The organism is Rhizobium sp. NZLR8 (genome assembly GCF_019685025.1).
GTDB lineage: Bacteria > Pseudomonadota > Alphaproteobacteria > Rhizobiales > Rhizobiaceae > Rhizobium.
On the sequence record NZ_JABDVY010000017.1, the window covers coordinates 65413 to 91272 of the forward strand.

Below are 25860 nucleotides of genomic sequence, written 5' to 3' on the forward strand. Positions count from 1 at the left end.
GCGATGGTCGTTTTTCATAATCAATCGAATTTCAAACAGGTGGGATAATCATGACCGCAAAGGCTGCATGCTCCGATTTCCTGCATTTTTTCCGCTCATGGATCAGCAACCCGCTTCGGGTCGCAGCCATCGCGCCGTCGGGCGATTCGCTTGCCAGGATCATGACCAGTGAAATTGCCGCACTCGACGGGCCGATCATCGAGCTCGGCCCCGGCACCGGCGTTTTCACCCGGGCGCTGCTGGCGCGCGGCGTCAGCGAGGCGGACCTGACCCTGATAGAATACGGTCCGGAGTTCATCACTTCGCTGCAGGCGCGGTTCCCGACGGCGCGCGTGCTGCAAATGGATGCGGCCCATCTCGCCCATGCCGATATTTTCGAAGGCGAACCGGTTGGCGCCGTTATCAGTGGCCTGCCGCTTCTGTCCATGTCGCCGCGCAAGATCACCTCGATCCTGGCCGGCGCTTTTGCCTATATGCGGCCGGGCGGAGCGGTCTATCAATTTACCTATGGCCCGCGCTGCCCGGTGCCGCGGCCGATCCTCGACCGTCTCGGCTTGAAGGCGGTGCGCATCGGCGGCACGGTGCGCAACCTGCCGCCGGCCTCCGTCTACCGGATCTCCCGCCGCAAGCCGCTGGAGCTGTCGCGCGAGCGCTTCAGCTATCGTGAGAGCGAGGCTGAACTCGACGATGTCGCCGCCTTTTCCAACGAAACCGGCGGCTGAACGATGATGCCGGGCAGGAATGGCTGACAGCAAGCGGACGGCAGCGACGGAAGGCAGGCGGCAACGCAAGCGGCGGCAGACCCGCGAGCGCATCGAGCAAGCGGCGATGAGTCTCTTTCTCCAGCGCGGCTTCGAGGCCACGACCATCGAGGACATCACCGAGGCGGCCGATGTCTCCAAGCGCAGTTTCTTCGACTATTTCCCCTCCAAGGAAGAGGTGGTTTTCGCCTGGCAGGATGGTTTCGCCGATCGGCTGATGGCCGAGATCGCCGCAAGGCCGGCAGAAGAACCCTCGGTGGCTGTGGTTGAGGCGGCGATCACCGCCACCGTCATCGCCTCTGTCGACGAGCGCGGCCTGGCGCTCAGTGAACTCATCCGTCGCACGCCGGCGCTGAAGGCCCGCGACCAGCTGAAATATGCCAGGCTCGAACAGAAGCTGGCCGAGGCGTTGCTTCTGCTCAAGGGAAACGATCCGGGCGAGCGGTCGCGCATGCGCGTGCTTGCCGCGGTCGTCATCGGCGCGCTGCGCGTCGGTGGCGAACTCTGGCAGCAACGCGAGCCTGGCGCCTCGCTGCACGATTTCGCCCATGAAATCTTCGCCGAACTCTGGAAGACCCTGGCGGAATTCGGCGACGAGGCGAAGAACAGGTTTTGAAAGCCGGCTTCGCCGGCGGCAAATTGCCTGGCGCCGCGATATGGCCGCCGGCATACGGCATGCCGCGCATCTTTTTATCACGGCAGCAAGCGCCCGCTCATTGCATCTGGCAGCCCTCCGGCCCATCTCCTGTCAGGGCGCGCGGCGATGCGCCCGCCCACGAACAGCGTTGAGTCTCCCGCACCGAATTTAGCGCCTGCAAACGGCGATCCAGTTTCACCGGCTTTGAACGTCCGGCTTCGAACGTATCGACCAAGAGAGGAAAGACCATGTCCAGTCATAACGCAGCCAAGTCAGGCAGCTTCAAGATCGGCGGCGATATCGAGATCAACCGTCTCGGTTTCGGCGCCATGCGCGTCACCGGTGACGGCATCTGGGGCGAGCCCGCCGATCATGCCGAATCCATTCGCACGCTGAAGCGCTTGCCCGAACTCGGTGTCAACTTCATCGATACCGCCGATTCCTACGGTCCCGATATTTCCGAATGGCTGATCAAGGAGGCGCTGCATCCCTATGGCGCCAAGTCCGTCGTCGCCACCAAGGGCGGCCTGACCCGCCACGGCCCCAATCTCTGGCTGCCGGTCGGCCGCCCGGAATATCTGATCCAGCAGGCGCATAAGAGCCTGCGCAACCTGGGGCTCGAGCAGATCGATCTCTGGCAGCTTCACCGCATCGATCCGAAGGTGCCGGCCAAGGAACAGTTCGATGCGATCAAATCGCTGCTTGATGCCGGCCTCATCCGCCATGCGGGGCTGAGCGAAGTGTCCGTCGCCGACATCGAGGCGGCCTCGAAACACTTCAAGGTCGCGACCGTGCAGAACCGCTACAATCTCGTCGATCGCACCAGCGAGGACGTGCTCGATTATTGCGCCAAGCACAATATCGGCTTCATCCCCTGGTACCCGCTCGCCGCCGGCGATCTGGCCAAGCCCGGCTCGCTGCTCGATACGATTGCCAAAAAGCACAATGCCGCGCCGAGCCAGATCGCGCTCGCCTGGGTGCTGAAGCGCAGCCCTGTGATGCTGCCGATCCCCGGCACTTCGAAGGTCAAGCATCTCGAGGAAAACGTCGCGGCCGTCGACATCGCGCTGTCGGACGAGGAGTTCTCGGCGCTCGACGCTGAAGGCCGGAAGGTCTTCAAGGCGGCTTGATGGGGTAAACTGGTGGCCCGACGATAGTGCCCAAGGCTGCCCCTCACCCTAACCCTCTCCCCGTAAAACGGGGAGAGGGTGCCGGCAGGCGGATGAGGGGCGCGGCAACCTTCATCGTCAGGCCTAAATTTTCCGCACAATTTTGACCATCTGGTCAAACATGCTGCAAAATGAGGCGGTGACCTGTTAATTTCAGGGCAAGCGATGCATAGAACGCATTGCTGCATTGCAATATTTTCGCTGTTCCCGATCGAGTGAACGCGGTACATATATCTCCGTAAGCAGCGCACTCCTCCTCCCAGCGCTCTTACATCGGACTGACAACACTCCTCCTCCCAGTTGTCAGTCAGGATCAAGAGCCCGGCGCACCTCCTCCCGCGTCGGGCTTTTTTCTTTTTCCACCCCAGCTCTTCACCGCGCGCAATTTGACTCGGCAAGCACCGTCGGCCTATTTGAACGGGCGCCGCCTGCCGGTGCGTGCACCGGTTGGAGTTAAGTCATGATCGGCAAATGGCGCGGCCCGCGGGCGGCTACGACAGGTCTTCTGCTTGCGGCGTTTGCGCTTGCCGGCTGCGGCGGCAGGCCGGTCGGCGTCATGCAGGCGGCCGGCAGCGTTCCCCCTGGCACGTCGAAAGTCGATCTTCTCGTCGCGACGACCCGCGCTGCCGACGACAATCCCGCCGTGCTATTTTCAGGTGAACGCGGCACCGGGCTCACCGCCAATGCCGTCGATGTCTCGATCCCACCGGAAGCCAATCGCAAGGTCGGCCAGGTGCAATGGCCAAGGCGGCTGCCGGCCGATCCGCTGCGCGATTTCGTCACCGTGTCTGTCGATCCACTGCGGGGCGAGCGGGCTGGCGAGACCTGGCTGAAGGGCCATATGCCTAGGAGTCGCCGGGTGCTGGTCTTCGTGCACGGCTTCAACAATCGCTACGAGGATGCCGTCTACCGCTTCGCGCAGATCGTCCATGATTCGCATGCCGACGTCGCCCCCGTCGTCTTCACCTGGCCTTCGCGCGCCAGCATCTTCGATTACAATTACGACAAGGAAAGCACCAACTATTCCCGCGATGCGCTGGAGGAGCTGCTCACCCGCACCGCCGCCAATCCGGCCGTCAGCGACATCACCATCATGGCCCATTCGATGGGCACCTGGCTGACCGTCGAAGCACTGCGGCAGATGGCGATCCGCAATGGCCATGTCGCCCCGAAGATCAACAATGTCATCCTCGCCTCGCCCGATCTCGATGTCGACGTCTTCGGCCGCCAGTTCGTCAGCCTCGGTAAGGACCGGCCGCATTTCACAATCTTCGTCTCTAGGGATGACCGGGCGCTCGCTCTGTCGCGGCGCATCTCCGGCAATGTCGATCGGCTCGGCCAGATCGATCCCTCCGTCGAACCCTACCGCAGCAAGCTTGAGGCGGCCGGCATTACCGTGCTCGACCTCACCAAGCTCAAGGGTGGCGACCGGCTAAACCACGGCAAATTCGCCGAAAGCCCGGAAGTGGTGAAGCTGATCGGCGACCGGCTGATTGCCGGCCAGACCATCACCGATTCCAATGTCGGCCTCGGCGAAGCCGTCGGCGCGGTGGCGATGGGCGCTGCCCAGACAGCGGGAAGTGCCGTCAGCGTCGCCGTCAGCACGCCGATCGCAATCTTCGATCCGCGCACCCGCCGCAACTACGACGCCCAGCTGAAGCGTCTCGGCCAGTCGATGAACAATACCGTGGGCTCGGTCGGCGACAGCGTCGGTGCCGGCCTGCCGGAAAGCCAGTAAAAATTCCACAGAGTAATTCCAGCAAAAGTGCATGGCGGTTTTGCGTTTCGGAATTGCGAGAAAACAAAGAGCTAGAGATTTTCCGTGATTCGGAGAAAACGGAAATTCTCTAGGCATCGCCGCCGATCTGATATATCAGACCGATGGACGGCAATCCTGTCTGCCGTCTGGGTGGGTTGATCGCATGGCGGATGAGACGAAGAAAAAGGTTGTTGTCGTCGGCGCAGGCGTGATCGGCGCCTCGATCGCCTTCGAGCTGCAGCGGCGCGGCCTTGAGGTGACGCTGATCGACAAGGCTGAGCCGGGACGCGGCACGTCTTTCGGCAATATGGCGAGCATCGCGCTCGATTTTTCCGCCGGTTCCGGCCCCTCGACCTGGAAGAAGATGCCCGGCTGGCTGCTCGATCCGGAAGGCCCGGTCTGGCTGAGGCCCTCCTATGCGGCAAAGATGCTGCCCTGGTTCCTGCGTTTCCTCGCCGCCGGCCGGCCGTCGCGTCTGCGACAGATCGAGGATGCCGGTATGAGCCTGTCGCTCCGCGCGCTCGCCGATTTCAGGCAGATGCTCGAGGCGATCGATGCGTCTGACATGATGACCCAGGAGGGCTGCCTGGCGATCTACGAGACAGAGGCGGAATTTGCCGCCGATCGCGGCCATCTCGCCATGATGCAGCGCTACGGCCTCGAATTCGAGGTGTTGAGCAACGGCGCCATCCAATATTACGAGCCGGCGCTTTCGCCTTCGATCGCCAAAGCCGTGCTGCTGCCCGACAACAAGTCGATCCGCGATCCCTACAAGCTGGTGGTGAAACTCTTCGACGCGGCAAGAGCTGCCGGCGCGAATTTCGTCTCCGGCGCGGTCAGGAATATCGAGCGCAGGGGCGATGGCACCGCCGTCGTTCTCCTCGACGATGACAGCCGCATCGAGGCTGGTTCGGTAGTGCTCGCCGCCGGCGTCCACACCCGCTTCCTCGCCGAAAAGCTCGGCGAGCCGATCCCGCTCGAAACCGAGCGCGGTTATCACACCCAGATCATGAAGCCCGGCATCACCATGCGCTATTCGGTGATCTGGCCGCATCGCGCCTTCATGGTGACGCCGACGGCCGGCGGCATCCGTGTCGGCGGCAATGTCGAGCTCGCCGGTCTCGACGCCGCCCCCGATTTCCGCCGTCCGCGGGTGCTGGTGCGCCATGCCCAACGGGCGCTGCCCGGTTTGAAACTCGCGGAGGCGACGGAGTGGATGGGTCATCGCCCGGCACTGCCCGATACGATCCCGATCATTTCGCCGTCGTCGAAGATACCGGGGGTTTTCTATGCGACCGGCCACGGCCATCTCGGCCTGACCTATGCGGCAACGACAGCCCGGCTGATCGGCGATATGATGACCGGCACCGAACCGCCGGTCGACATGAGCCCGTTCCGCATAGACCGATATTAGAACCGGATTTAATGTCGACGGCGGCGTCACCCGTCGCGTCCGAACTGGAGTTTTCTGAGATGAGATGGAAGCGCACGATCCAGCTGCTGGACGTTCATGCCGAAGGCGAGATCGGCCGCGTCGCAATCGGCGGCGTGCCGAAGATCCCGGGCGAGACCATCGCCGCCCAGCTGCAGTGGCTGAACACCGATCCGAAGGGCGACGAGCTCCGCCGCTTCCTCTGCCTGGAGCCGCGCGGCGCCCCGATCGGCTCGGTCAACCTGCTGCTACCGGCACGGCATCCCGAGGCGGATGCCGCCTTCATCATCCTGCAGCCCGACCAGGCGCATGCGAGCTCAGGCTCGAACTCGATCTGCGTGACGACAGCCCTGCTCGAATCCGGCATCGTCGAGATGCAGGAGCCGGAGACGACAGTCACGCTCGAAACCGCAGCCGGCCTGGTCAAGGCGACGGCAACCTGCCGCGACGGGCGCTGCGAGAAGGTCCGGCTGACCATGGTGCCGTCCTTCGTGCATGAACTCGATGTCGCAATCGACACGCCGCATTGGGGAAGGATCAAGGCCGACCTCTGCTATGGCGGCATCTTCTATGCCCTCGTCGATGTCGACCAGATCGGTCTGAAGATCGAGAAAGCCAATGCCGCCGGGCTCGTCCAGGCCGGCATGATCCTGAAAGAATTGATCAACCGCGACATCAAGGTCGTCCATCCCGAGATCCCGGCGATCTCGGGCGTCGCCTATGTGATGTTCCGCGATACCGAGGCCGACGGCACGGTGCGCACCTGCACGACCATGTGGCCGGGCCGGGCCGACCGCTCGCCCTGCGGCACCGGAAATTCCGCCAATCTCGCCACCCTGTATGCCCGCGGCAAGGCCAAGATCGGCGACGTCTTCACCTCGAAATCGATCATCGGCTCGGAATTCGAGGTCGGGCTGCAGGCGGTAACCGAGGTGGCCGGCCGCCCGGCGGTGATCCCGACCATTACCGGCCGCGGCTTCACCTTCGGCCTGACGCAGGTGGCGCTCGACCCCTTCGACCCGCATCCCGCAGGCTTCGCGCTCACGGACGTCTGGGGGCCGTCGGCCGGGGAGATTTGACGCTCGGGCAGGGTGCCGATCGTGTGAAGCGGTCTTCGAGTGGCATCCTGTTCTAATGCGCTCTACCAGAGTCCGCCGCCGGCCGGGCGGGTGCGTCGTTTCACAAACTGCGCACAGAATTGCGCTCCACCAGCTTGCAGGAGACGACACGACTGCTGGCGCGCACATTGTCGCCTGCCACCACTGTGTTCAGCCACTCCGCCCCCTGAAAACCGAGATCGTAATATGGCAACGCCGCGGTGGTCAGTTCCGGCTTCAAGGCCAAAGATACGGTCCTGAAATCGTCAAAGCCGACAATACTGACGTCCTGCGGGATTCTGAGTCCAAGCGCCATGGCCGCGATGTAGATTTGGATCGCCATTTCATCGTTGCCACTCATGATCGCGGTTGGCCGGTCCTTTTGCTGCAGCATTTCGGTCGCCGCTGCGAAGACATAGTTCTCCTCGGCCCCGACCGGTCCCTCCATTCCAAGACGAATGGTGAGGTCACCGTCTGCCACTTCAAACTCTTTGGTGGCCTGACGAAAGGCGTCCAAGCGCAGCTCTGCTCCCAGAAGAACTGGGTTAAGTCTGATATAGCCGATCCTGCGATGGCCCCGTTCAAGCAGATAGCGGGTGAGGTCTCGGGCGCCCTGGAAGTCGTCAGGCTCAATGGACGGAAAAAGTTCACTGGTTTGCGGTCGGCAGTTGATCATCACCGTCGGGACGCTGACATCGCCGGCCACGGGATCCACGATTCGATGGTACATCGTCACATAGAGGACCCCATCGATGCGATGGGACTGGAACATTTTCCAGATTTCCGCCTCGCGTTCGGACGAGCCGCCGGTGTTCGCCATCAGGATGGTTTTGCCGTGCGTGTTGGCCCAGTCCTGGATCCCGCGTACGATGTCGACCGAATAGGGCGTGGTCGAGACATAGTCCGTGATGATCCCGAACGTGTTGGACCGGCTGGAGCGTATCTGGCGCGCGGCCATGTTGGGGACGTATCCCAAGTCTCGAATGGCTTTTTCCACTCTTTCTCGGGTGTCCTCCGTCACGTGCGGTTCGCCGTTGATGACCCGGGACACGGTCTTGTTCGATACCCCGGCCGCTTTGGCGACGCTGACGATACTGACCATGTCCAATCCTTTTCCTGCTTAATTACCTTGTACACGAACGGAATGACAACGTCGACAATTTTATGACAACGTCGTCAATTTGAATTGACAACGTTGTCATTGGAAGATTATGTTGCCTGTCATCGGAGGTTGGAGCGAGAGCCTCGGATCAAAGACAGGAGGATCTGATGAAGTATTTGCTTTCTGCCAGCGCGCTTGCGCTCATCTTCATGGCGGCCCCAATGCAGGCCGAAACGATCAATGTCCTGGTCGAAGGCGGCGGGGAGATGCTGCAAAAGGCCGTGGCCGAGAAGTTCACTGCCGAGACCGGCATTGAGGTGAAGTTCTCCGTCGTCCCCTATCAGGGTGTGTTCGACAAGTTTTCGGCCGAGATTGCTTCCGGTTCGTCGGCCTTCGATGTCGTTGCGATAGACGTCGTATGGAATGCGAAATTCGCTGGTCATGTCGAGGATCTCTCGCCTCTCTTTACCGAGGCAGTGCGCAAAGACCTGCCTCCCGCTTTGCTTGCGGACGCCAAAGTTGGCGGCAAGATGATCGGAATGCCGGCCTGGGCGAATGCCGAGATCGTTTTCTATCGCAAAGATCTCTTCGACAAGCCGGAGGAACAGAAGGCGTTTCAGGCAAAATACGGTTATCCCCTGGCGCCGCCGAAGAGCTGGCAGCAATGGCGCGACATCGCAAAATTCTTCACCCGGGACACGGATGGCGACGGCAAGACCGATTTCTGGGGCACCGATACCATCGGCACCTTTTCTGAGGAGTGGATGGCGCATGTGCTTCAGGCGGGCTCGCCCGGGGTGATCCTCGACAAGGATGGCAAGGTCATCATTGACAATGAAGCGCACAAGAAGGCGCTCGAATTCTACATCGCGCCGCACTGCACCGATCATTCCGTTCCTGAAAACGTCAACGAAATCGGTTGGGGCGAAGCTCAAAACCTGTTCTATCAAGGCAAGACGGCGATGATGAAATTCTGGGCGCACGCCTACAAGATGACACCTGAGGATTCCAAGGTCGGCGTGGCGCCGATGCTTGCAGGTGAGGCCGGAATCGCGGCCATTCCCGGTCCCTGGTACAATGTCGTTCCGTCGACCTCCCAGCACAAGGATGCAGCCAAGAAGTTCATAGCCTTCGCGATCGCCAACAATGCCCTCGGCATCGAGGCTCCGCTTGGCCTCGCCGCGACGAACTCCGCCTACCGAAGCTATGTCGACAAGCCCGGCTATGAGCATTTCACACCGCTCCTCGAAACGCTTGGGGCTCCTGCGACGCAAGGCCGGCCGATGAACGAAAAATATCAGGAAATCGTCGACGAAGCGGTGCTTCCCGCGGTGCAGCAGGCCCTGACCTGCAAAGCGGATGTCGGCAAGGTCCTGACGGACGCCAAGGAAACGATCGAGGATATCCTCCACTAACCCGTATCCTTAACCTCAGCGGGGGACCGAAGGTCCTGCGCCTATCATCAGCTTTCGGAGACGGCCATGTCGGGTGAAGACCGATTTGTGCTCTACATGCTTGCGCCGGCGCTGGCCATCCTCGGCTTGCTGGTCGCATACCCGGTAGGGCTCCTGGTGTTCGATTCCTTTTTCAAGGTCGATACCATCGCACCCCACATACGAGAGTGGGTGGGTCTCAAGAATTATGTCGATGCGCTAACCTCGAAGCGCGTCGCCGAAAGCGCCTTTAGAACCGTCCAATATTCAATCTTCGCATTGTTCTTCGAGTTTACCTTCGGCTTCTGCGCCGCTCTGCTGTTCTCGGCTCTGCCCGGCCAGTCACGTTGGCACCGCACGATCTTTACTCTGCCGCTGATGGTGCCTCCGATCGTCGCCGGCCTGCTGTGGCGCTTTCTGCTGGTCGGGAACATCGGCATTCTGAACTACGGACTCGTCCATCTGGGCATCATCAGCGATCCCGATGCGATCGCGTGGCTTTCCGACGAAGATATCGTCATCTATTCCGTTTCCTTCGCCGATATCTGGTTGACGACCTCCTTTGTCGCGCTCGTATCCTACGCCGGATTGACGAACATTCCCAAAGACCTGCTCGAGGCCGCGCGGATCGACGGTGCCAATGCGTTCAAACGGTTCTGGCATGTCACGCTGCCGCTGATGCGCCCGGTGATTGCCGTCGTCGTCATCGTGCGCGGGGTGGATGCAGCCAAGACCTTCGACCTCATCTGGATACAAACGCAGGGCGGTCCCAACCATGCCTCGGAGGTGTTTTCGATGAACATCTACCAGCGCATGGTTCGGTTCGGTGACCTCGGCGAAGCGTCGGCGTCGGGCGCTCTTTTCCTGATGGTCATGATGCTTCTGGCCGCCGCAGCCTATTGGAAGATATGGAGGCCGGCCCATGCATAGAGCGCCTCGCCTCAATGCCAGCGGAGTCCTGATTAACGCCGCAGCTCTCGTGCTCGTGCTGTCCTACGCTCTGCCCTACATCTATCTGTTGATGACCTCCATCAAACCGGCGGCCGATGTTCAGCAGATCCCGCCGAGCTTCTTTCCTGCGGTCATGTCGTTCGAGAACTTTCGGGCGGTGCTGCAGTCGTCGACCCTGCCGAGAGCTTTCGTCAATTCCCTTTCGGTTGCGGTGCTCACCACCGCGCTCTCCCTTTTGGTTGCCGTGCCTGCCGCTTACGTTGCCACGCAGTACCGACGCCGGATCACCACGCTTTTTCTGCTTTTTGCCCTGATCACGCGCATGGTGCCGTCGGTGTCGCTGGGTGTGCCGCTGTTCCAGCTTTTGAAGTCCATGGGTCTGCTTGACACTATTCCAGGGCTTGTTCTCGCCCACACTTCGGCCGCTGTGCCGCTGGCGCTGCTGCTCATGGCCGCTTTCTTCGAAGGTGTGCCTAAGGAACTCGAAGAGGCTGCCCGCATGGATGGCTGCACGCGATTTCAAGCCTTTCGGAAAATCATCCTTCCCGTCATGACGGGCGGCATCGCAGTCACCGCACTCTTCACGTTCATCACCAGTTGGAACGAGTTCCTCTACGCACTGCTGCTGACGTCGGAGACGAGCAAGACGGCGCCGATCGTCATTGCCGAATACAATTCCGTCTACGGGCTTGCCTGGGGCGCGATGACCGCGGCGGCGGTGCTCTATTCGCTTCCCGTCATCATCGTGACGCTCGCACTTCAAAAACAGATCGTCGGCGGCCTGACATTCGGCGCTGTAAAGGGATGAGGAGGCAGGTATGGCCGGTATCGAACTGCGCAACATCAACAAGATCTACGCAAACAGTTTTCACGCCCTTCACGATCTGAACTTCGACGTCAGGGATGGCGAGTTCATGGTGTTCGTCGGTCCCTCGGGTTGCGGGAAGTCGACAGCGCTGAGGATGATCGCCGGCCTGGAGAGCATCTCCAGCGGCGAACTCAGGATCGATGACCGGGTCGTCAATGATGTCGATCCCAAGGACCGCGACATTGCCATGGTCTTTCAGTCCTACGCGCTCTACCCCCATAAGACGGTGCGCGAGAACATCGCCTTTCCCTTGCTGATGGCTGGCCTGCCGAGGGCCGAGATCGATAGTCGCGTGACCGAAGCGGCGCGCATTCTCGAATTGACGGCATTGCTCGACCGCAAACCGGGGCTGCTCTCCGGAGGTCAGCGCCAGCGCGTCGCCATGGGACGGGCGATCGTTCGCAAACCGGCGGCCTTCCTGCTGGATGAACCGCTCTCCAACCTTGATGCCAAACTGCGTGTGCAGATGCGGGCCGAGATCGCCAGCCTGCAAAGAAAACTGAATGTCACCACGGTCTATGTGACCCATGACCAGGTCGAGGCAATGACGATGGGTGACCGGGTGGCGGTGATGAAAGGCGGCGTGCTGCAGCAAGTCGACACACCGCAAAACCTGTACAATCGCCCTGCAAACGTCTTTGTCGCCGCCTTTATCGGGTCGCCGTCAATGAACTTGTACGAGGCCGTTCTGAATGGAAGGACGCTGACCCTGGGCAACAACAGTTTCGAGATCCCTGACCGGGTTTTCGAATGCCGCCCCTCTCTCGACGGTGCGTCCAACCGTCAGGTCATTGTCGGTATCCGGCCCGAGCACATGAACGACGCCGCGATCCGGCCTTCTTCGGCCGAGATCTCGGCCCCGGTCACTTTAGTCGAGGCGCTGGGTTCTGAATCCATGGTGCATCTGCATATCGACGCACCTTGGGTGGATGCCGGCGACCCGGACGCCGTCGCCGACATCGGCAACGAAAAAGCTGCTGTAGCCCGTTTTTCTCCGAAGAGCACAGTACGCGCAGGTAACATCGCGCGCATCGCTGTCGATGCCGAAGAACTTCACTTCTTTAAACCGGATACCCGCACCAGCATCTGGTGATGATATTGCCTGGAGAAACACAAGAGTGACTAGTCCATCTATCGGCACCGATTGTCTGCAACTCTTTCGGATCTCCAGCCAGGATCTTACTGCAAACGCAAAACGAGAACTGGTTGGACGCGTTTGCCCAGACGCCTGGCGAGCAACAAGCCAATCAAGAGCATCAGTCTACTCTCGCTGTGGAGCAAGAAATGTCCGAGAAGACGTTAACAATGGTTAGCGAAAACTGCTTCGATGTAACGAAGCATCCCGCAGGCAATCCCTATGAGGATATTGGGGCGGTCATCAATGGCATCATTGCGGATATCAAGAGCAGGCAACCGGTTTCCGATCTCAATGATGGCGGAAAACCTGGAGCAGTTATCTATATACCACCAGGCGATTATCGTCTTGTTACGCAAGTCGTTATCGACCTGAGCTATCTGAAGATTGTGGGCTCTGGACATGGTTTCACGTCGTCGAGCATCCGTTTCAATGTACCCGCAAACGAGCTGACGCACTGGCATGAAGTGTGGCCAGGCGGAAGTCGCATACTCGTGGACACATCTCCGGATGCCGCCCACGGTGAGGCTGCCGGAGCCGCGTTTTATGTTAAGCGCATCGGAAATCCGCGCATAAGCTCTGTGGAGTTTGCCGACTTCTGCATCGATGGCCTGCACTTCATTGACGATGGTTCGGGGCAAAATGATTCAGAAAATACATACAGGAATGGCAAAACAGGAATTTATGTCGGCAGCGCCAATGACTCAATCCGAATAACGGGGATGGGTCTTATCTATCTGGAGCATGGAGTGACTGTTCATGATGCAGATGCGCTCGCGGTAGATAACAATTTCATTGCAGAGTGCGGCAACTGTATCGAATTGAAAGGCATGGGCCAGGCCACAAGAATAGCAAATAATTTTGTAGGAGCCGGCTACAGGGGACATTCCATTTACGCTGAAAATTATGGTGGCATTCTAGTATCATCAAACAATGTATTCCCTCGAGGAGCGAGCAGTGTCTATTTTTCCGGCGTCGTCCGTTCCTCGGTCACAGGAAACAGATTCCATTCCTTCTATCCCGGAATGTTGGTTTTTGCTCATAACTGTTGCGAGAATTTGGTTTCCTCAAATCACTTTTTGCGAGATCGCGAGCCATGGGCGCCCATGCAGAAGTACGACAACGGTTTGGATGATCTGTTTGGACTTTTGCATATTGACGGCAGCAACAACTCGGTAATCGCGAACCACATCTCGGAAACAATAGATATTCAATATATCAAGCCTGTCGCCGTAAAGCCTGTGATTATCAAGCTGGTTTCCGGTAGTGGCAATTACATAGCCAATAATCACATTGTGGCCACCACCGAAATATCGCAAATCACTGACGCACCAGACAGTGCCTGCTTTTCAACACAAGTGGGCGCATTGCTGTCGACTGACAATCTAAAGGCGCTCGAAGTAACGGCAATACTGGTGCAAGAGGGGTCGGTACGCAATACAGTCCTGGATTCAGGCCGTGACGAACAGGTTGAGATGGACAGAACAATGAACGCATTCAGGGCCACTCCAGCTCCTGGGAATAGTCTGCGATAAAACCCGCCGCCAAGACTCGGCCACCGGTTCAAGATCGGCTTGTGCGGCGCTGGCCGGAACATGGGCTGTCGGACCAATAGGAGTTCGCGCCGGCTTTTTTCAAGTGGATCAATGTCGGGATCGGGTATGACCAGCCGTAGCGACGTCATTCAATTCGAAGGCGTCACAACCTGCTCTACGTAAGCCGCGAGTGTGGGTGCAACATGCTTCCCCGAAACGCTCGCATCAGGACCGCAGCCCCCATCAACCGCGTTGCAAAATCCTGGTGTTGACGTGACCTGCGGTGATCTCCTCGATCGGCACTGGTCGGCCAAGCAGATATCCCTGGCCGATGTCGCAACCCAGTTCCTGAAGCCGTCGACGCTGGCTCTCCTCTTCGATGCCTTCGGCCGTGATCGTCACGCCAAGTCCGGCACCGAGAGCGATAATGGCCTTGATCACCTTGTCCTGCTTGTCATTGGTCTCGAACGAGGCGACGAAACTCCTGTCGATCTTGATCTTGTCGAACCGGTAGTTCGACAGTTGGGAGAGGCTGGAATAGCCTGTTCCAAAGTCGTCGAGAGCAATCCTGACCCCCGCATTCACCAGATCGTCGAGGACGATCCGTGCCGTGACGGCGTCCTGGATGATGGCGCTCTCCGTTACCTCAAGCTCGACCCTGTGCGGGGGAAGACCGACATCGCCCAATATCTTGAGAATTCGCAGGCCCAGCAACCTGTCGCTCAGTTGGATCGGTGAAAGGTTGAACGACAGGACGAGTTCGCTTGGCCAGGAAAGCGCATCGGTGCAGGCGCGCCGAAGCAGCTGATCCGTCAATTCGACGATCAGGCCGGCTTGCTCTGCCACTGGAATGAATACGCTGGGGGGGATGAATTCGCCGGAAGCCGTTTTCCAGCGGGCCAGCGCCTCGAAGCCGATAATCTTGTTCGCCTTCAGGTCCACGAGCGGTTGATAATAGGGAACGATCTCAGCCTTCCGGATCGCCGCTCGCAGATCCCCTTCCATTCGAATCCGTTTCGCCAACTCGTCCTGCATCGAAGGCACGAAGGGCTTCACCAGATCGCGGCCCTGCTTTTTCGCCACAGACATCGCACAGTCGGAATGTCGAATGACTTGACCGAGGTCATCGCCGTTCTCCGGATAAAGTGCGAAGCCGACGCTGGCGCCGAGATCGACGGCGACACCATTGAATGTGAAAGGCTTGCCGATCACGCGGACGATGCGGCTGCCCAAAGCGGCAAGATCGGGATTTCCCATGCGCCGCGCCAGAACGACGAACTCGTCTGCACCAATGCGGAAAACGCGCTCACGGGGAAAGAGGGCGGAGAGCCGCTGAGCAACAATTTTCAGCACCGCATCACCGTGATCGTGCCCCAGCAGGTCATTGACCTTCTTGAAGCCGTCGAGATCGATGCTGAACACGGCATAGGTTTCCTGTGCCCTTTGATCGATCATCGCCCGCGCGCACAAGGAATCCAGAAATCTGCGGTTGGGCAGCTCGGTCAGCGTGTCGTGACAGGCAATCCAGTCCACGTTCTTTTCGGCCTGCAGCCTGCGATTAACCTCTCGCGAAAGATCCCGGATCCGCAGCGCGGAATAGATTAGCCCCAGAAACCCGGAGATGTTGAGGGCGAGGAGCGCGTGGTCGAGCGGGTAGCCGTGATGCTGCTCGATGAACCCATCCAGCCCCTCATGCCAATGGAACTGCCAGGATAGGCAGAAAAGCAGCAGGAAGATCGAGATCCAGACCAATATCTCCATCTGGGGTCTGGTTGGCTGGATGCGAGGCATGGGAACGGGCTCCTGTTGGGTGAAGAACCATCATGGCCAGTTCGCAGGACCGCATCGTCCCCTAGATATTTCCAACACCGCCACAATTCATTCGGGCGGAATTAAGCGGGCCGGCTTTTGCCGTCGTTGATCAAGCGCACAGCACCGACCAGCCCGAAAGACTATCTGAACTTCGAACGTTAATGGTGGGTTGCCTGGACGGCGGCGCTGGCATTTCGCTGCGCAGAACGGACAGCTTTCCCGCAAACTGGATGGGGTGGCACCGATCTATAGCGTGGCGCAGGCTACTGAAGGGTGGGGGTAACACCCCACGTGTCCGAGACCATGTAGCCGTTCTGCCACGGATCCTCCGCGTCGACGGAGTATGTATCTCCCAGCGACGAAATGTTTCCTGCCGAGTGAAGCTCAGTGCTTTCGACCGTCACAAACTGAACTTGCTGATGGATTGGATACAATATGTATGCAACATGGCGATGCCTGCCTGCCTGTTTGGCCAGGCTAGATGGAGGAAAAATGACTGAGACAGCCACCATGTCGATCAGCCAGCTGCACGAGTTGGTTGAAGCAATCTTTCGGCGGGCCGGGTTGAATGCGGTGCAGGCAGTTGCATTGACGAATGTCATTGTGGCTGGCGAGCGCGACGGCTGCAAATCTCACGGCATCTACCGCATCGAGGGCGCCTTGCGCACGGTGAAGGCGGGAAAAGCCAAGCCCGATGCCATCCCCACGATCGCCCCGCAGGCAAGTTCCGGTATCGTGACGGTTCAGGGGAATGGCGGGTTTGCTAATCCCGCGTTCGAGCTTGGCTTGCCGCTGGTTGCTCAGGCGGCGCACGCGTCGGGAATTGCGGCGTTGGTTGTCAACGATGTCGTCCACTTTTCTGCGCTCTGGTCGGAAGTGGAAGCCCTGACCGGACAAGGCCTCGCGGCGATCGTCATGTGCCCCAGCTATGCCGCGGTTGCTCCGGCGGGCGGCAGCAAGCCACTGCTGGGGACCAACCCATTCGCCTTCGGCTGGCCGCGAGTGGACAAGCCGCCCTACGTTTTCGACTTCGCGACATCCTTGGTGGCTCGAGGTGAAATTGAACTTCATCGCCGCGCCGGCAAGCAGCTTCCCGAAGGCTGGGCAATCGATGCGCACGGCGCCCCGACCACCGATCCCGATGAAGCTCTCGCCGGCGCGATGTTGCCTTTTGGCGGCCATAAGGGCTCGGCTATAGGAACGATGATCGAACTGCTTGCCGGGGTCATGATCGGTGATCTGACAAGTCCGGAAGTGCTCGATTATCTCGGGACGACGACACTGTCACCAATGCATGGCGAGCTGATCATCGCCATGTCGCCGAAAGCGTTTTCGGCGGGTCGTCCGGGTGACCCGTTTGCGCGAGCAGAAGCGCTGTTCGAGGCAATAATCGGGGGTGGTGCACGGCTTCCCTCCGAACGCCGTTTCGTTGCGCGCGCAAAGTCTGAAAGGGAAGGGATCACCCTGACCTCGGCTGAATTGGAACAACTCAGCCGCCTTCATGACAAGGGCCTCGATGCCGTTTCCTGACGAGGTTTCAACGTGGCATGGGACGAGCAGGTCTCCCGGAAGGAGGACCTGTTCGTTGAAGGGCTAAGGGATCAGGGCTTGTATTTTTCGACCGCGCCCGGCAGTTTGCTCCATCCGGCATACCAGGTATCGAACAGCTTCAGCTGCTGCTCGACATAGCCGCGCTGGCTTTCGGAAAGTTCGTCGGTTTCGTTGAAATGCAAGGCATATTCCGCGTCACCCTTCAGCACCATCATATGCTTGAAATAAAGCACAAGGTCCGGACCTTCATCGAAGGACGAAAGCACGCCGAGCGCCGATTCCAGCTCGAGCGCACGCTGACGGGCATCCGGGTCGCCCTTTGCGGCAGCCTGCGAAAGATTGCACATATGGATGACTTCCTTGGGCAGGACGCAACCAATGCCGGTGATCGCGCCGACAGCACCGCAGTTCACAAACCCGTGGAAGACACAGGTATCGACGCCGATCATCAGCGACACGTCATCGTCGCGGCTGGTGATGTTTTCCGCAGCATAGCGCATGTCGGCTGCACCGCCGAATTCCTTGAAGCCGACGAGGTTCGCATGGTCTGCACGCAGGGCAAAAAACAGGTCGGCGCGGGTCGCGAAGCCATAGTAAGGGCTGTTGTAGATGACGGCAGGAAGATCCGGCGCAGCCGCAAGGATGGCCTTGAAATGGTTTTTCTGGGCCGTGACGACGGTGCCGCGGGAGAGCACGCGGGGGATAACCATCAGTCCCTGTGCGCCTACCTTCTGAGCGTGCGCCGCATGGGCAACGGCTGAAGCGGTATTGACCGCTCCTGTGCCGACGATAACCGGAATACCGGCATTGACCAGGCGCTCGACGCCTTCCATGCGCTGCTGATCGGTCAGGAGGGGCCAATCGCCCATCGAGCCGCAATAGACGACCGCCGACATTCCTTCTGCGATGAGTTCTTTGCCCTTGCGGACCAGCCCATCATAGTCAGGGCTGCGGTCATCCTTGCAGGGTGTCATGAGAGCGGGAACGACGCCCGAAAAAATCTTAGCTTTCATCGTGAAAACTCCTCGGTGAGACGAAACGGAGACTGGTGGCGGATGCAGAGCGTCGCGCCTCGATGCAGATGAATATACATCTTTGTATTTTTTTTGTCGACAAGAAATTGCGAGCGTCGATGTTTTTTAAAGACTGATGTCGAACCGGTCTTTCCTGGCAAACAGCTTCTGAATCTGTTCAACAATTTGTTCCGCGTGCATGCGCGCCAGCCGGTCGGCGAGGTCCGCGTCCCGCGCTGCGATTGCAGCAATGATCTCTTCGTGTTCGTCGACGAATTGCTGCGGCAGCCGATCGCCATAGGACTGGTAGTACAGCCGGAGAATGCGTCGTCCATCATCGAGGATACGATTGAATACGGCGACGAAGTATGGATTGCGCCCGGCTTCTGCAATCGAAGAATGAAGGGCGGCGTTGCTCGCAATCATCGCCAGGGCGTCTTGGTTCGCGACGGCGGTTGCGAATTCTAATTGACGAGCCTTGATCTCCAGCAAATCTGCAGGACGATGATATTGCGCCGCGAGCTTCGTGGTGACGCGGTACATCAGCACCAAAGCGTCGAAGAAAGTATGCAGGTTGAGAAAGTCGATGTTGGATACCATCGTCGACCGATTGGGCAGCGTATCGATCAGACCTTCACCCGCAAGGCGGACCAGCGCCTCGCGGATTGGCGTGCGCGACATTTTGAAATGTTCGGCGAGCTGCACCTCGTCGATCGGGCTGCCGGGTGGCAAGACCAGGTCCAGAATGTCATTGCGCAGAAGTTCGTATACGGTTTTCGCACCGGAACCACGCTTGCGTTCGGAGGGAGCTTGCGTCTGCATGGCCATTTCAAAATCCTTGTTGTCGACAACGGGTACTTTGAAACATTCACGCGGGCAACTGTTCGTGTTCTGCTCCCGACCTTTGCAACAACCGCAAAACAACTCTCGCTGCGGACGCCGGCCCGCACTCGATCCCCTTTTTAGATTGGTCGATCATGCCGGCAGCGAGGCTTCGGCTGTCCATCCGGCTGCTCGGGGTGTCACGCGTCCTGAAATCGCGGCTTCCACGCAGTCGCTCAGACTGGCGAGCCGTACGAAGCGACCCGAGAGGCCGGGGCCGTAATGCGCATATTTTCCGGAGTTCGTGATCACGGCTTTGGTCTTGGTGGGAAACACTGGTTCGGAGATCGAGCACCAGCAAAGGTCCGGGAAAACCTGAACCCCCGCCTGACGCAACTCGGCAAGGGTGCCGTCGCCTTGAGCCTGGTCGATCACCTGCTGGCCGGCTGTCACAATCACGGCGACGCCCGGATGGCGGCGCCTTCCCATCAACGCAGTCGTCAGTGCGGCGGCCAACGCGCGGCATTCTTCGATGGATGCATGCGGGCTCCCGATCGCGACGAGTTCGACATCTGCCGGGCCGTCATTCAGCAAGCGCCACGCATCGTGCATGTCCTCGACCGTGATGCTGACTTGACCGGCGTCCGGATGGACTGGCCCGGCTGCCTCGGGCGTTATCCCTGCGATGTGCAGCATTGGCGATGCGGATGTTGTTCCGAATGCAGCGCAGAGAGCTTTCAAATCGTCTCGAGACGGACGGGCCTGGCCAAGCCCTTTGACAAGCGGAATGCAATCGGGCGCCTTCTTCCCGATCAGATATCCGATGAGTGGCCAAAACGCGTCGTTCACGGATGCCGGGGTTTCAACGTCGATAACCAGCCGAGCGTGCCGATTGATGTCGAGATAAACCCCGGATTCCGGGGCTCGCCCGGTCAATGCAATACAGAGATCCAGGAAGTCAGGGTGTTTGGCCGTGCGCGCACCGAGCACGGTGTTTGCGAAGATGACGGCATTGGACTCCGACCAGGCAATCGTTTCACCGGTTTGCGGAGCGCTGTCCAGAAGATAGGGAGAACAGGTGAAGGTTGGCCGACAGCCCATTCGCACGTAAGCGTCCGCAAGGCGTGCGGCCGGTGCGCCGAAGGACGGCGGTATCCCTTGCATTTCCCAGTTCGCCCGATCGACCGAGATCGCGTTCATCGTGGTCGGAATACGCACCCTCGCACCGAGATCGGCGATCGTCTCGGCAAAAGTAAGGTTTGCCGGACTTGCGTAGATGCATCCGTCGATATGGCCCTGGCTCACATCGATGAGCCGCGTGGCGCCCTGCTGGGCGGCCATCGCACAAATGATCCGCATGGCCTGCATCGCGCCCGGACCATCGCCGCCATTGAGCATCTTGCAGTCTTCCTCGGTCAGTTCGAGGTCGGCGAGGGCAGGAGCAGGCAGTTCCGTGTTGAGGCTCTGAGAGGTGATGACACCACGCTCTATCGACGCCGACTGAGCCTGGGAAAGAAGTCGGAAATTCTCCGGGCTGAGCCTGATGACCGGCATCGGCCTATCGAACATCTCGGCTGCTATCAGTGCACCGAGCGTCAAGACGTCCTCTGCTTCGCTGAAGACCAGAGCGGCGGGACCGCGGCCGGTCAGAATGAGGTCGAGCAATACGCCGGATCCCGTGCAGGAGCCACGGCTCGTCGGCATCATCAAAATGGCGCCGGTCAGGGAAACGCCGTGCAGCGGGTGGTGCACGTCGATGACATTTCCGGTTGCCGGGTCTACGCCGCCCCAGAAGCTCAATGCCTCCTCCGTTGCGACAACGCGGCCTGTTGCGGAGCCCTTCAAAACGGTCCGCGGTGCTGATGCGATGGTCATTTGACTGTCTCGTCTGCTCTTTTGGTCGACTGCCGTCGTGTTGCCGTTGCCGGTGGATCGCTCCGCCGACGCCAAGGCTTCAGCTGGAGAATTGTATAAAATATGCAAAAAATGCAGACCTCCCAAGGACCTCCAGGCGCAAATTTGCCGATTTATCGCAATCCAATTTCGCTGAGTTAGGATCAGGCAGTCAGGTCAAGCGCTCAAGAGCACGGATCGTGAAGAGGTACGCGTGACCAGTCGCGCGGCGCAAGCCGCTTGGCTTCGGCGTGGCACATCTGCCGGGGAGGTTTGAACCTCCGAAGCACGATGCCGCGGGCATCGACATCAGCCAAACGGGCTAACGGCCAGGATCGTGTCGGAACGTCTGCGGCCGGGCGTCGGGGTCGCGTGCAATGCTCGCTCCGAGCACGTGCGCAGCAGCGCCGGATCGTCGATCACATGTGCCGGGACTGCGTAGTAGCGGCGAACCGTCACCTCCCTGCCAGCAGCGCTGTAGCGGAACGGTTCTGAGCCATCTGCCTCGAACTCCGCGCGCATCGCGGCGTCGACGCGGAGATACAACGTGCCCTTCATGACGAATCCGAACTGCGCGCCGTTTCGGACGAGGGCGGATCCGCCGAAGAACCGCCGGACATCGATGGAGCCGGCTGGACCGATCTGGCTCGCAAAATCCAGCGCCAGCCTGCGTGTCGCCTCGCTACCCATGGTGCTGTCCTGCGAGAGGATCGAAGAAGCCGGTGATCGCGCCGAGCCGGCCATCAGAAATCACCCCGAAGCTCGTGCCCGTCTGCAGAACACGCTCGTCTTCGTGGCTCAGTGCCCAGCGTGCCAGCGAACGTTCATTGTGATGGAGGACGCTCAATATTTTGAATCGGCCACCCGGTACGCTCTCCTGAAAGCCGGCCATGTAAGCCGTGAGACCGGCTCGCCCGGCGATCTCTCCATTGGGGTCGCAATAGGTCACATCGTCAGCGAGGCAAGCCAGCATTTCCGGCTCGCGAGCGTCAGCATCCAGCGACCAGATGGCCGCATATCGGTTCCATAGTGCCTCAGGTGTCATAACAGTGTCTCCAGTTGATTGAATTCGTCTTCTATCGCCTGCCGCAGGCCGGCCTTGTCTTCGCCGCCGCGAATGAGCACGAGCAGACCTTGATAGAAGGCAAGAAGACGGATGGCCGTCGTGGCTGCCCTGGCTCCGTCCGCGTCTCGAGCCAAGGTCGACTGCTCGGTCAGCCTCGAGCGGAATGTGGTTCGAAGGAGACCGAGCGCTGTCTCGACACGCGGATGCGATTTGACGCCGCCTCCGAATTCCACCGCCATGTTCGTGATCAGGCAGCCAAGGGAGCCGCCGTCGGGCTCATGCAGGAGCGAGAGGAACAGTTCACGCAAGCCTTTAACCCCGCTCCCCGGCGGCGCAAACCGCGCGATCCGTCCCTCCAGGACCGTGCGGTTGTAATGGCCGAAGGCCGCGTCGAAGAGGCCGGCCTTGTCGCCGAAGGCGTGATAGATGCTTCCGCCTTTGAGGCCCGTCGCCTCCTCGAGGTCGCGGATCGACGCACCTTGATAGCCGTGCTTGCGAAAGATTTGCATCGCCCCCTTCAGCACTGCCTCCTCGTCGAATTCCCGTGCTCTGCCCACAATCACCTCGATTCTTTATCAACCGTTCTAGAATGACTGATCAAGAATGAAGGCGCAAGAGCCTCCCGTGACAATCCGCGAGAAAATTCCGCTTGACAACTTTGATGATGAATATCATTGATGATCTATGATGACGATGGTCATTAAAAATTTGAGTGACTGCAGCTGGCTGCCTTCTGCGCGAAAGTTGGTGGTCGATACGGAAGGGCAAGGACAATGGCGATGATGGCGGCGAAAGCGAGCGATGCGGCGCAAGGCCCCCGCACCTGGGCTGACCCGCTGCCGCATCCAACCACGCCGATTTCGTGCCGAAGGCTTTGTCCTTCCTTGGCGCCTGACGCCTCAACAGACTTCGAATTGGAGAAAGCCTCATGAAGGCATTCGTCGTTGATAAGTACAAAAAGAAGGGCGCTTTGCGCCTGGCCAACCTGCCGGAACCTGAATTGCAGGACAATGATGTCCTTGTCCGGATTCAGGCCACGGCCGTGAACCTGCTGGACTCCAAGCTGCGGGACGGAGAGTTCAAGCCTATTCTTCCCTATCGTCCGCCATTCGTCCTGGGGCACGACGTTGCCGGCACGGTTGTCAGGACGGGACCGAGGGTCAGGCGGTTCAAGGTCGGTGACGAGGTCTATGCACGGCCGCGCGATCATCGGGTCGGTACATTCGCCGAATTCATTGCCATCGATGAAGCCGATGTGGCGCTGAAACCAAACAATCTCAGCATGACCGAAGCAGCGTCCATTCCCCTGGTGGGGCTGACCGCGTGGCAGGCGCTGGTCGAGGTTGGCAAGGTGAAGCCCGGCCAGAAAGTCTTCATTCAGGCCGGTTCCGGCGGTGTCGGGACTTTCGCCATCCAACTCGCCAAGCATCTTGGCGCGACGGTGGCGACGACGACCAGCGCTGGGAATGCCGAGCTCGCCAAAAGTCTCGGGGCGGATGTGGTCATCGACTACAAGACGCAGGATTTCGAGAAGGTCTTGTCGGGCTACGATCTCGTGCTGAACAGTCAGGATCCGAAGACGCTCGAAAAATCTCTGGCTGTACTGAAGCCGGGTGGCCGGCTAATCTCCATTTCCGGCCCGCCCGATCCCGCATTCGCCAGGGAACTCGGCCTGAACCTGTTCCTGAAACTGGTGCTGCGCCTGCTGAGCCGAGGCGTTCGGAAAAAGGCCAAGCGCCTCGGCATAGGGTATTCATTCCTGTTCATGCGCGCTGAGGGGCAGCAGTTGGGTGAGATTGCGCGCCTGATCGAACAAGGCGTGATCCGACCGGTCGTTGACAAGGTGTTCCCGTTTGAAAAGACCGGCGATGCACTGGCCTATGTCGAGACCGGGCGCGCAAAGGGCAAGGTGGTCATCACGGTCGCAGACTGAGGTCGACCTGACGGCGTGGCGTGCGTTGCGAGACGAACGCCAGAAATAGTTTCCAACTCTGAAAGTGACAAATGACCAGCAGGGCACTCTTTGAGCCCGCCGTACTCGGCTCTCTCACACTATCCAACCGCATCGTCATGGCGCCATTGACGCGCAACAGAGCGGGCGCCGGGTTTGTGCCGGGCGATCTTATTGCTGAGTATTATGCGCAACGGGCCTCGGCAGGCCTGATCATCTCGGAGGCGACCCAGATTTCGCAACAAGGGCAGGGCTATCAGGACACGCCCGGCATCTACACGCAGGCGCAGGTCGACGGCTGGCGCAAGGTGACCGACGCGGTGCATGCCAGGGGCGGCCACATCGTTCTGCAGCTCTGGCATGTCGGTCGGGTATCGCATGTCGACCTGCAGCCGGATGGGCAGCCCCCAGTGGCGCCTTCCGCCATCAGGGCCGAAACCAAGACGTTTGTGAACAACACCTTCGTCGACGTGTCGGCACCTCGGGCGCTCGAATTGCATGAGATCTCCGGCATTATCGAGGATTTCCGTCGCGCCGCCGCCAATGCCATTGCCGCCGGCTTCGATGGCGTCGAAGTTCACAGCGCCAACGGCTACCTGCTCGACCAGTTCGCCAGGGACGGCGCCAACACCCGCACCGACGCCTATGGCGGGTCGATCGAAAACCGGGCCCGGCTGACGCTCGAGGTGACGGCCGCGGTCATCGAGGAAGTTGGAGCGGCGCGAACCGGAGTTCGGATTTCACCGGTGTCGCCGGCCAATGGATTATCCGCAACCGATCCGCAGGCGCAGTTCGGTTACATCGTCGAGAAGCTCGACGAGATGGGCATCGCCTACCTCCATGTCGTCGAAGGCGCGACGGGCGGGCCGCGCGATGTTGCACCCTTCGATTACGAGGCGCTTCGCCGCAAGTTCAGGAATACCTACATCGCCAATAACGGCTACGATCTGAACCTCGCGACGGCCAGGCTGGAGCAAGGGCTGGCGGACCTGTTTGCCTTCGGCAGGCCGTTCATCGCCAATCCGGATTTTGTCGAACGCCTGAAGGTTGGTGCATCGCTGGCCAATCTCGATATGGCGACGCTCTACGGCGGAGGCGCGGCGGGCTATACCGACTATCCTGAAATGGCCGCACCGGTCGGCGCCTGACGGCATGGGGCCGCTTGTATGCGGCCCTACAGCATGATGCCGAAAAGTGTGAGCGGTTTTAGAACAGGATTCAGATTTTAGGCCGATCCGGCCTAAAATCATCCTGTTCTAACGTTCCCGCATCCGATTTTCGATGGCGTCGCGGCAATCCGCTCGGCAGGCGTCGAGTAGTTCGTCCGCCAGCGGGGAATCGTCCGGGCAGGCCCTCGACAGCACGATTGCTCCGACGGCCTGAGCGAGGATGGTGATGGCTTGCGCCCGGTCCCCGGCGCCGGAAGCGTGATGTCGTGCAATGCCGTCCTCGATCGCGCGCACGAGGTTATCTATTCCTGCAGCAAAGACGGCCTTCGTTTCTTCAGGTTGCCGAGCCGCATCGCAGCTCAGCGCCGCGGCCGTGCACCCCTGGCCGCGCCCATCCCGGTGTTCACGCGCGAGATAAAGTTCCATGACGGCGAGCACGTCATGACCGGCATAGCGCTTCAAGGTCTCGCTCAAACCATTCTCGGTCGACTCCGCGATCAAGTCCTCCTTGGAGCGGAAGTGATTGTAGAAGCCGCCATGGGTGAGCCCCGCACGCTCCATCAACTCCGCCACCCCCACGCCATCGAACCCGCGCTCGCGAAACAGCTCCGACGCGGTGGCGATAATCCGTTCGTAATTTTGCTGCTTCTTTTCCTTGGTGATCCGCACTTTACAGTCCTTTCGACCGCCATGCCCGAATTATG

The 25860-nt window shown here is 59.8% G+C and carries 23 protein-coding genes; 14 read left to right on the top strand and 9 right to left on the bottom strand.

Going from position 1 to position 25860, the window contains the following annotated elements; genetic code table 11:
* Nucleotides 1-50: 50 nt before the first annotated feature.
* The 6 genes from HJB89_RS28020 to HJB89_RS28045 all read left to right on the top strand — a co-directional run bounded on the left by HJB89_RS28020 (nucleotide 51) and on the right by HJB89_RS28045 (nucleotide 6837).
* Nucleotides 51-722, top strand: coding sequence for a class I SAM-dependent methyltransferase (locus tag HJB89_RS28020; protein WP_221150824.1), 672 nt, complete (start codon nucleotides 51-53; stop codon nucleotides 720-722).
* A gap of 19 nt (nucleotides 723-741) precedes the next feature.
* Nucleotides 742-1377: a TetR family transcriptional regulator gene (locus HJB89_RS28025; RefSeq protein WP_221117789.1), complete on the top strand. Its 636-nt coding sequence runs from the start codon at nucleotides 742-744 to the stop codon at nucleotides 1375-1377.
* Nucleotides 1378-1646: 269 nt separating this feature from the next.
* A complete protein-coding gene (locus HJB89_RS28030) occupies nucleotides 1647-2528 on the top strand; it encodes an aldo/keto reductase (protein WP_221150825.1) in 882 nt (293 codons plus the stop codon).
* A gap of 499 nt (nucleotides 2529-3027) precedes the next feature.
* Complete coding sequence (locus HJB89_RS28035; protein ID WP_207582710.1) at nucleotides 3028-4305, top strand: alpha/beta hydrolase; 1278 nt, start codon at nucleotides 3028-3030, stop codon at nucleotides 4303-4305.
* Nucleotides 4306-4489: 184 nt separating this feature from the next.
* Complete coding sequence (locus HJB89_RS28040; protein WP_207582711.1) at nucleotides 4490-5740, top strand: FAD-binding oxidoreductase; 1251 nt, start codon at nucleotides 4490-4492, stop codon at nucleotides 5738-5740.
* A gap of 59 nt (nucleotides 5741-5799) precedes the next feature.
* Nucleotides 5800-6837 (top strand): proline racemase family protein, encoded by a 1038-nt coding sequence (locus HJB89_RS28045; protein WP_207582712.1) that lies wholly within the window; start codon nucleotides 5800-5802, stop codon nucleotides 6835-6837.
* 100 nt (nucleotides 6838-6937) lie between these two features.
* Here HJB89_RS28045 and HJB89_RS28050 read toward each other — a convergent pair whose 3' ends face one another.
* Entirely contained in the window at nucleotides 6938-7957 is a 1020-nt protein-coding gene (locus HJB89_RS28050) for a LacI family DNA-binding transcriptional regulator (RefSeq protein WP_207582713.1), read from the bottom strand.
* Between the two features lie 167 nt (nucleotides 7958-8124).
* Between HJB89_RS28050 and HJB89_RS28055 the strand changes: the two genes are divergently transcribed.
* The 5 genes from HJB89_RS28055 to HJB89_RS28075 all read left to right on the top strand — a co-directional run bounded on the left by HJB89_RS28055 (nucleotide 8125) and on the right by HJB89_RS28075 (nucleotide 13879).
* Nucleotides 8125-9372, top strand: a complete 1248-nt coding sequence (locus HJB89_RS28055) for a sugar ABC transporter substrate-binding protein (protein ID WP_221150826.1) — start codon at nucleotides 8125-8127, stop codon at nucleotides 9370-9372.
* 66 nt (nucleotides 9373-9438) lie between these two features.
* Nucleotides 9439-10320 carry a carbohydrate ABC transporter permease gene (locus tag HJB89_RS28060; RefSeq protein ID WP_207582715.1) on the top strand — a complete coding sequence of 294 codons (882 nt, stop codon included), beginning with the start codon at nucleotides 9439-9441 and terminating at the stop codon, nucleotides 10318-10320.
* The gene (locus tag HJB89_RS28065) at nucleotides 10313-11149 is read left to right on the top strand and encodes a carbohydrate ABC transporter permease (RefSeq protein ID WP_207582716.1); all 837 of its coding nucleotides are present in this window, start codon (nucleotides 10313-10315) and stop codon (nucleotides 11147-11149) included. Before HJB89_RS28060 ends, HJB89_RS28065 begins: the two co-directional genes overlap by 8 nt.
* Nucleotides 11150-11159: 10 nt before the next feature.
* Nucleotides 11160-12302 carry an ABC transporter ATP-binding protein gene (locus tag HJB89_RS28070; protein WP_207582717.1) on the top strand — a complete coding sequence of 381 codons (1143 nt, stop codon included), beginning with the start codon at nucleotides 11160-11162 and terminating at the stop codon, nucleotides 12300-12302.
* A gap of 212 nt (nucleotides 12303-12514) precedes the next feature.
* On the top strand, nucleotides 12515-13879 hold the full coding sequence (locus HJB89_RS28075) for a NosD domain-containing protein (protein ID WP_221132448.1): 1365 nt from the start codon (nucleotides 12515-12517) through the stop codon (nucleotides 13877-13879).
* Nucleotides 13880-14122: 243 nt separating this feature from the next.
* On the opposite strand, the gene HJB89_RS28080 is transcribed toward HJB89_RS28075, so the two are convergent.
* Nucleotides 14123-15670, bottom strand: coding sequence for a bifunctional diguanylate cyclase/phosphodiesterase (locus tag HJB89_RS28080; RefSeq protein WP_221117784.1), 1548 nt, complete (start codon nucleotides 15668-15670; stop codon nucleotides 14123-14125).
* 513 nt (nucleotides 15671-16183) lie between these two features.
* Here HJB89_RS28080 and HJB89_RS28085 point away from each other — a divergent pair.
* Complete coding sequence (locus HJB89_RS28085) at nucleotides 16184-17221, top strand: Ldh family oxidoreductase (protein WP_221117783.1); 1038 nt, start codon at nucleotides 16184-16186, stop codon at nucleotides 17219-17221.
* Nucleotides 17222-17292: 71 nt separating this feature from the next.
* On the opposite strand, the gene HJB89_RS28090 is transcribed toward HJB89_RS28085, so the two are convergent.
* From HJB89_RS28090 to HJB89_RS28115, 6 genes are all read right to left on the bottom strand, one after another.
* Entirely contained in the window at nucleotides 17293-18255 is a 963-nt protein-coding gene (locus HJB89_RS28090; RefSeq protein WP_207582719.1) for a dihydrodipicolinate synthase family protein, read from the bottom strand.
* Nucleotides 18256-18381: 126 nt separating this feature from the next.
* A complete protein-coding gene (locus HJB89_RS28095; protein ID WP_207582720.1) occupies nucleotides 18382-19083 on the bottom strand; it encodes a GntR family transcriptional regulator in 702 nt (233 codons plus the stop codon).
* A gap of 147 nt (nucleotides 19084-19230) precedes the next feature.
* A complete protein-coding gene (locus HJB89_RS28100) occupies nucleotides 19231-20952 on the bottom strand; it encodes an aconitase X (RefSeq protein ID WP_221117782.1) in 1722 nt (573 codons plus the stop codon).
* 327 nt (nucleotides 20953-21279) lie between these two features.
* Nucleotides 21280-21660 carry a TfoX/Sxy family protein gene (locus HJB89_RS28105; protein ID WP_207582721.1) on the bottom strand — a complete coding sequence of 127 codons (381 nt, stop codon included), beginning with the start codon at nucleotides 21658-21660 and terminating at the stop codon, nucleotides 21280-21282.
* Nucleotides 21653-22015, bottom strand: a complete 363-nt coding sequence (locus HJB89_RS28110) for a nuclear transport factor 2 family protein (protein WP_221117781.1) — start codon at nucleotides 22013-22015, stop codon at nucleotides 21653-21655. The genes HJB89_RS28105 and HJB89_RS28110 overlap by 8 nt, the downstream gene beginning before the upstream one ends.
* Entirely contained in the window at nucleotides 22012-22593 is a 582-nt protein-coding gene (locus HJB89_RS28115) for a TetR/AcrR family transcriptional regulator (protein WP_207582723.1), read from the bottom strand. Before HJB89_RS28115 ends, HJB89_RS28110 begins: the two co-directional genes overlap by 4 nt.
* Before the next feature lie 371 nt (nucleotides 22594-22964).
* Here HJB89_RS28115 and HJB89_RS28120 point away from each other — a divergent pair, with 371 nt between their 5' ends.
* Nucleotides 22965-23969, top strand: coding sequence for an NADP-dependent oxidoreductase (locus HJB89_RS28120; protein ID WP_207582724.1), 1005 nt, complete (start codon nucleotides 22965-22967; stop codon nucleotides 23967-23969).
* Nucleotides 23970-24040: 71 nt separating this feature from the next.
* Nucleotides 24041-25135, top strand: coding sequence for an alkene reductase (locus HJB89_RS28125; protein ID WP_221150827.1), 1095 nt, complete (start codon nucleotides 24041-24043; stop codon nucleotides 25133-25135).
* A gap of 108 nt (nucleotides 25136-25243) precedes the next feature.
* Here the strand turns inward: HJB89_RS28125 and HJB89_RS28130 are convergent, their stop codons facing one another.
* Complete coding sequence (locus HJB89_RS28130) at nucleotides 25244-25825, bottom strand: TetR/AcrR family transcriptional regulator (RefSeq protein WP_207582726.1); 582 nt, start codon at nucleotides 25823-25825, stop codon at nucleotides 25244-25246.
* Between the last annotated feature and the right edge of the window lie 35 nt (nucleotides 25826-25860).

What these genes read in the sequence shown, in the direction of transcription:
- HJB89_RS28050 (WP_207582713.1), bottom strand. Translation starts at nt 7,957, where the DNA reads ATGGTCAGTATCGTCAGCGTCGCCAAAGCGGCCGGGGTATCGAACAAG.
- HJB89_RS28090 (WP_207582719.1), bottom strand. Translation starts at nt 18,255, where the DNA reads ATGAAAGCTAAGATTTTTTCGGGCGTCGTTCCCGCTCTCATGACACCC.
- HJB89_RS28065 (WP_207582716.1), top strand. Translation starts at nt 10,313, where the DNA reads ATGCATAGAGCGCCTCGCCTCAATGCCAGCGGAGTCCTGATTAACGCC.
- HJB89_RS28120 (WP_207582724.1), top strand. Translation starts at nt 22,965, where the DNA reads ATGAAGGCATTCGTCGTTGATAAGTACAAAAAGAAGGGCGCTTTGCGC.
- HJB89_RS28030 (WP_221150825.1), top strand. Translation starts at nt 1,647, where the DNA reads ATGTCCAGTCATAACGCAGCCAAGTCAGGCAGCTTCAAGATCGGCGGC.
- HJB89_RS28035 (WP_207582710.1), top strand. Translation starts at nt 3,028, where the DNA reads ATGATCGGCAAATGGCGCGGCCCGCGGGCGGCTACGACAGGTCTTCTG.
- HJB89_RS28070 (WP_207582717.1), top strand. Translation starts at nt 11,160, where the DNA reads ATGGCCGGTATCGAACTGCGCAACATCAACAAGATCTACGCAAACAGT.
- HJB89_RS28045 (WP_207582712.1), top strand. Translation starts at nt 5,800, where the DNA reads ATGAGATGGAAGCGCACGATCCAGCTGCTGGACGTTCATGCCGAAGGC.
- HJB89_RS28125 (WP_221150827.1), top strand. Translation starts at nt 24,041, where the DNA reads ATGACCAGCAGGGCACTCTTTGAGCCCGCCGTACTCGGCTCTCTCACA.
- HJB89_RS28110 (WP_221117781.1), bottom strand. Translation starts at nt 22,015, where the DNA reads ATGACACCTGAGGCACTATGGAACCGATATGCGGCCATCTGGTCGCTG.
- HJB89_RS28080 (WP_221117784.1), bottom strand. Translation starts at nt 15,670, where the DNA reads ATGCCTCGCATCCAGCCAACCAGACCCCAGATGGAGATATTGGTCTGG.
- HJB89_RS28105 (WP_207582721.1), bottom strand. Translation starts at nt 21,660, where the DNA reads ATGGGTAGCGAGGCGACACGCAGGCTGGCGCTGGATTTTGCGAGCCAG.
- HJB89_RS28025 (WP_221117789.1), top strand. Translation starts at nt 742, where the DNA reads ATGGCTGACAGCAAGCGGACGGCAGCGACGGAAGGCAGGCGGCAACGC.
- HJB89_RS28040 (WP_207582711.1), top strand. Translation starts at nt 4,490, where the DNA reads ATGGCGGATGAGACGAAGAAAAAGGTTGTTGTCGTCGGCGCAGGCGTG.
- HJB89_RS28020 (WP_221150824.1), top strand. Translation starts at nt 51, where the DNA reads ATGACCGCAAAGGCTGCATGCTCCGATTTCCTGCATTTTTTCCGCTCA.
- HJB89_RS28075 (WP_221132448.1), top strand. Translation starts at nt 12,515, where the DNA reads ATGGTTAGCGAAAACTGCTTCGATGTAACGAAGCATCCCGCAGGCAAT.
- HJB89_RS28100 (WP_221117782.1), bottom strand. Translation starts at nt 20,952, where the DNA reads ATGACCATCGCATCAGCACCGCGGACCGTTTTGAAGGGCTCCGCAACA.
- HJB89_RS28095 (WP_207582720.1), bottom strand. Translation starts at nt 19,083, where the DNA reads ATGGCCATGCAGACGCAAGCTCCCTCCGAACGCAAGCGTGGTTCCGGT.
- HJB89_RS28060 (WP_207582715.1), top strand. Translation starts at nt 9,439, where the DNA reads ATGTCGGGTGAAGACCGATTTGTGCTCTACATGCTTGCGCCGGCGCTG.
- HJB89_RS28085 (WP_221117783.1), top strand. Translation starts at nt 16,184, where the DNA reads ATGACTGAGACAGCCACCATGTCGATCAGCCAGCTGCACGAGTTGGTT.
- HJB89_RS28055 (WP_221150826.1), top strand. Translation starts at nt 8,125, where the DNA reads ATGAAGTATTTGCTTTCTGCCAGCGCGCTTGCGCTCATCTTCATGGCG.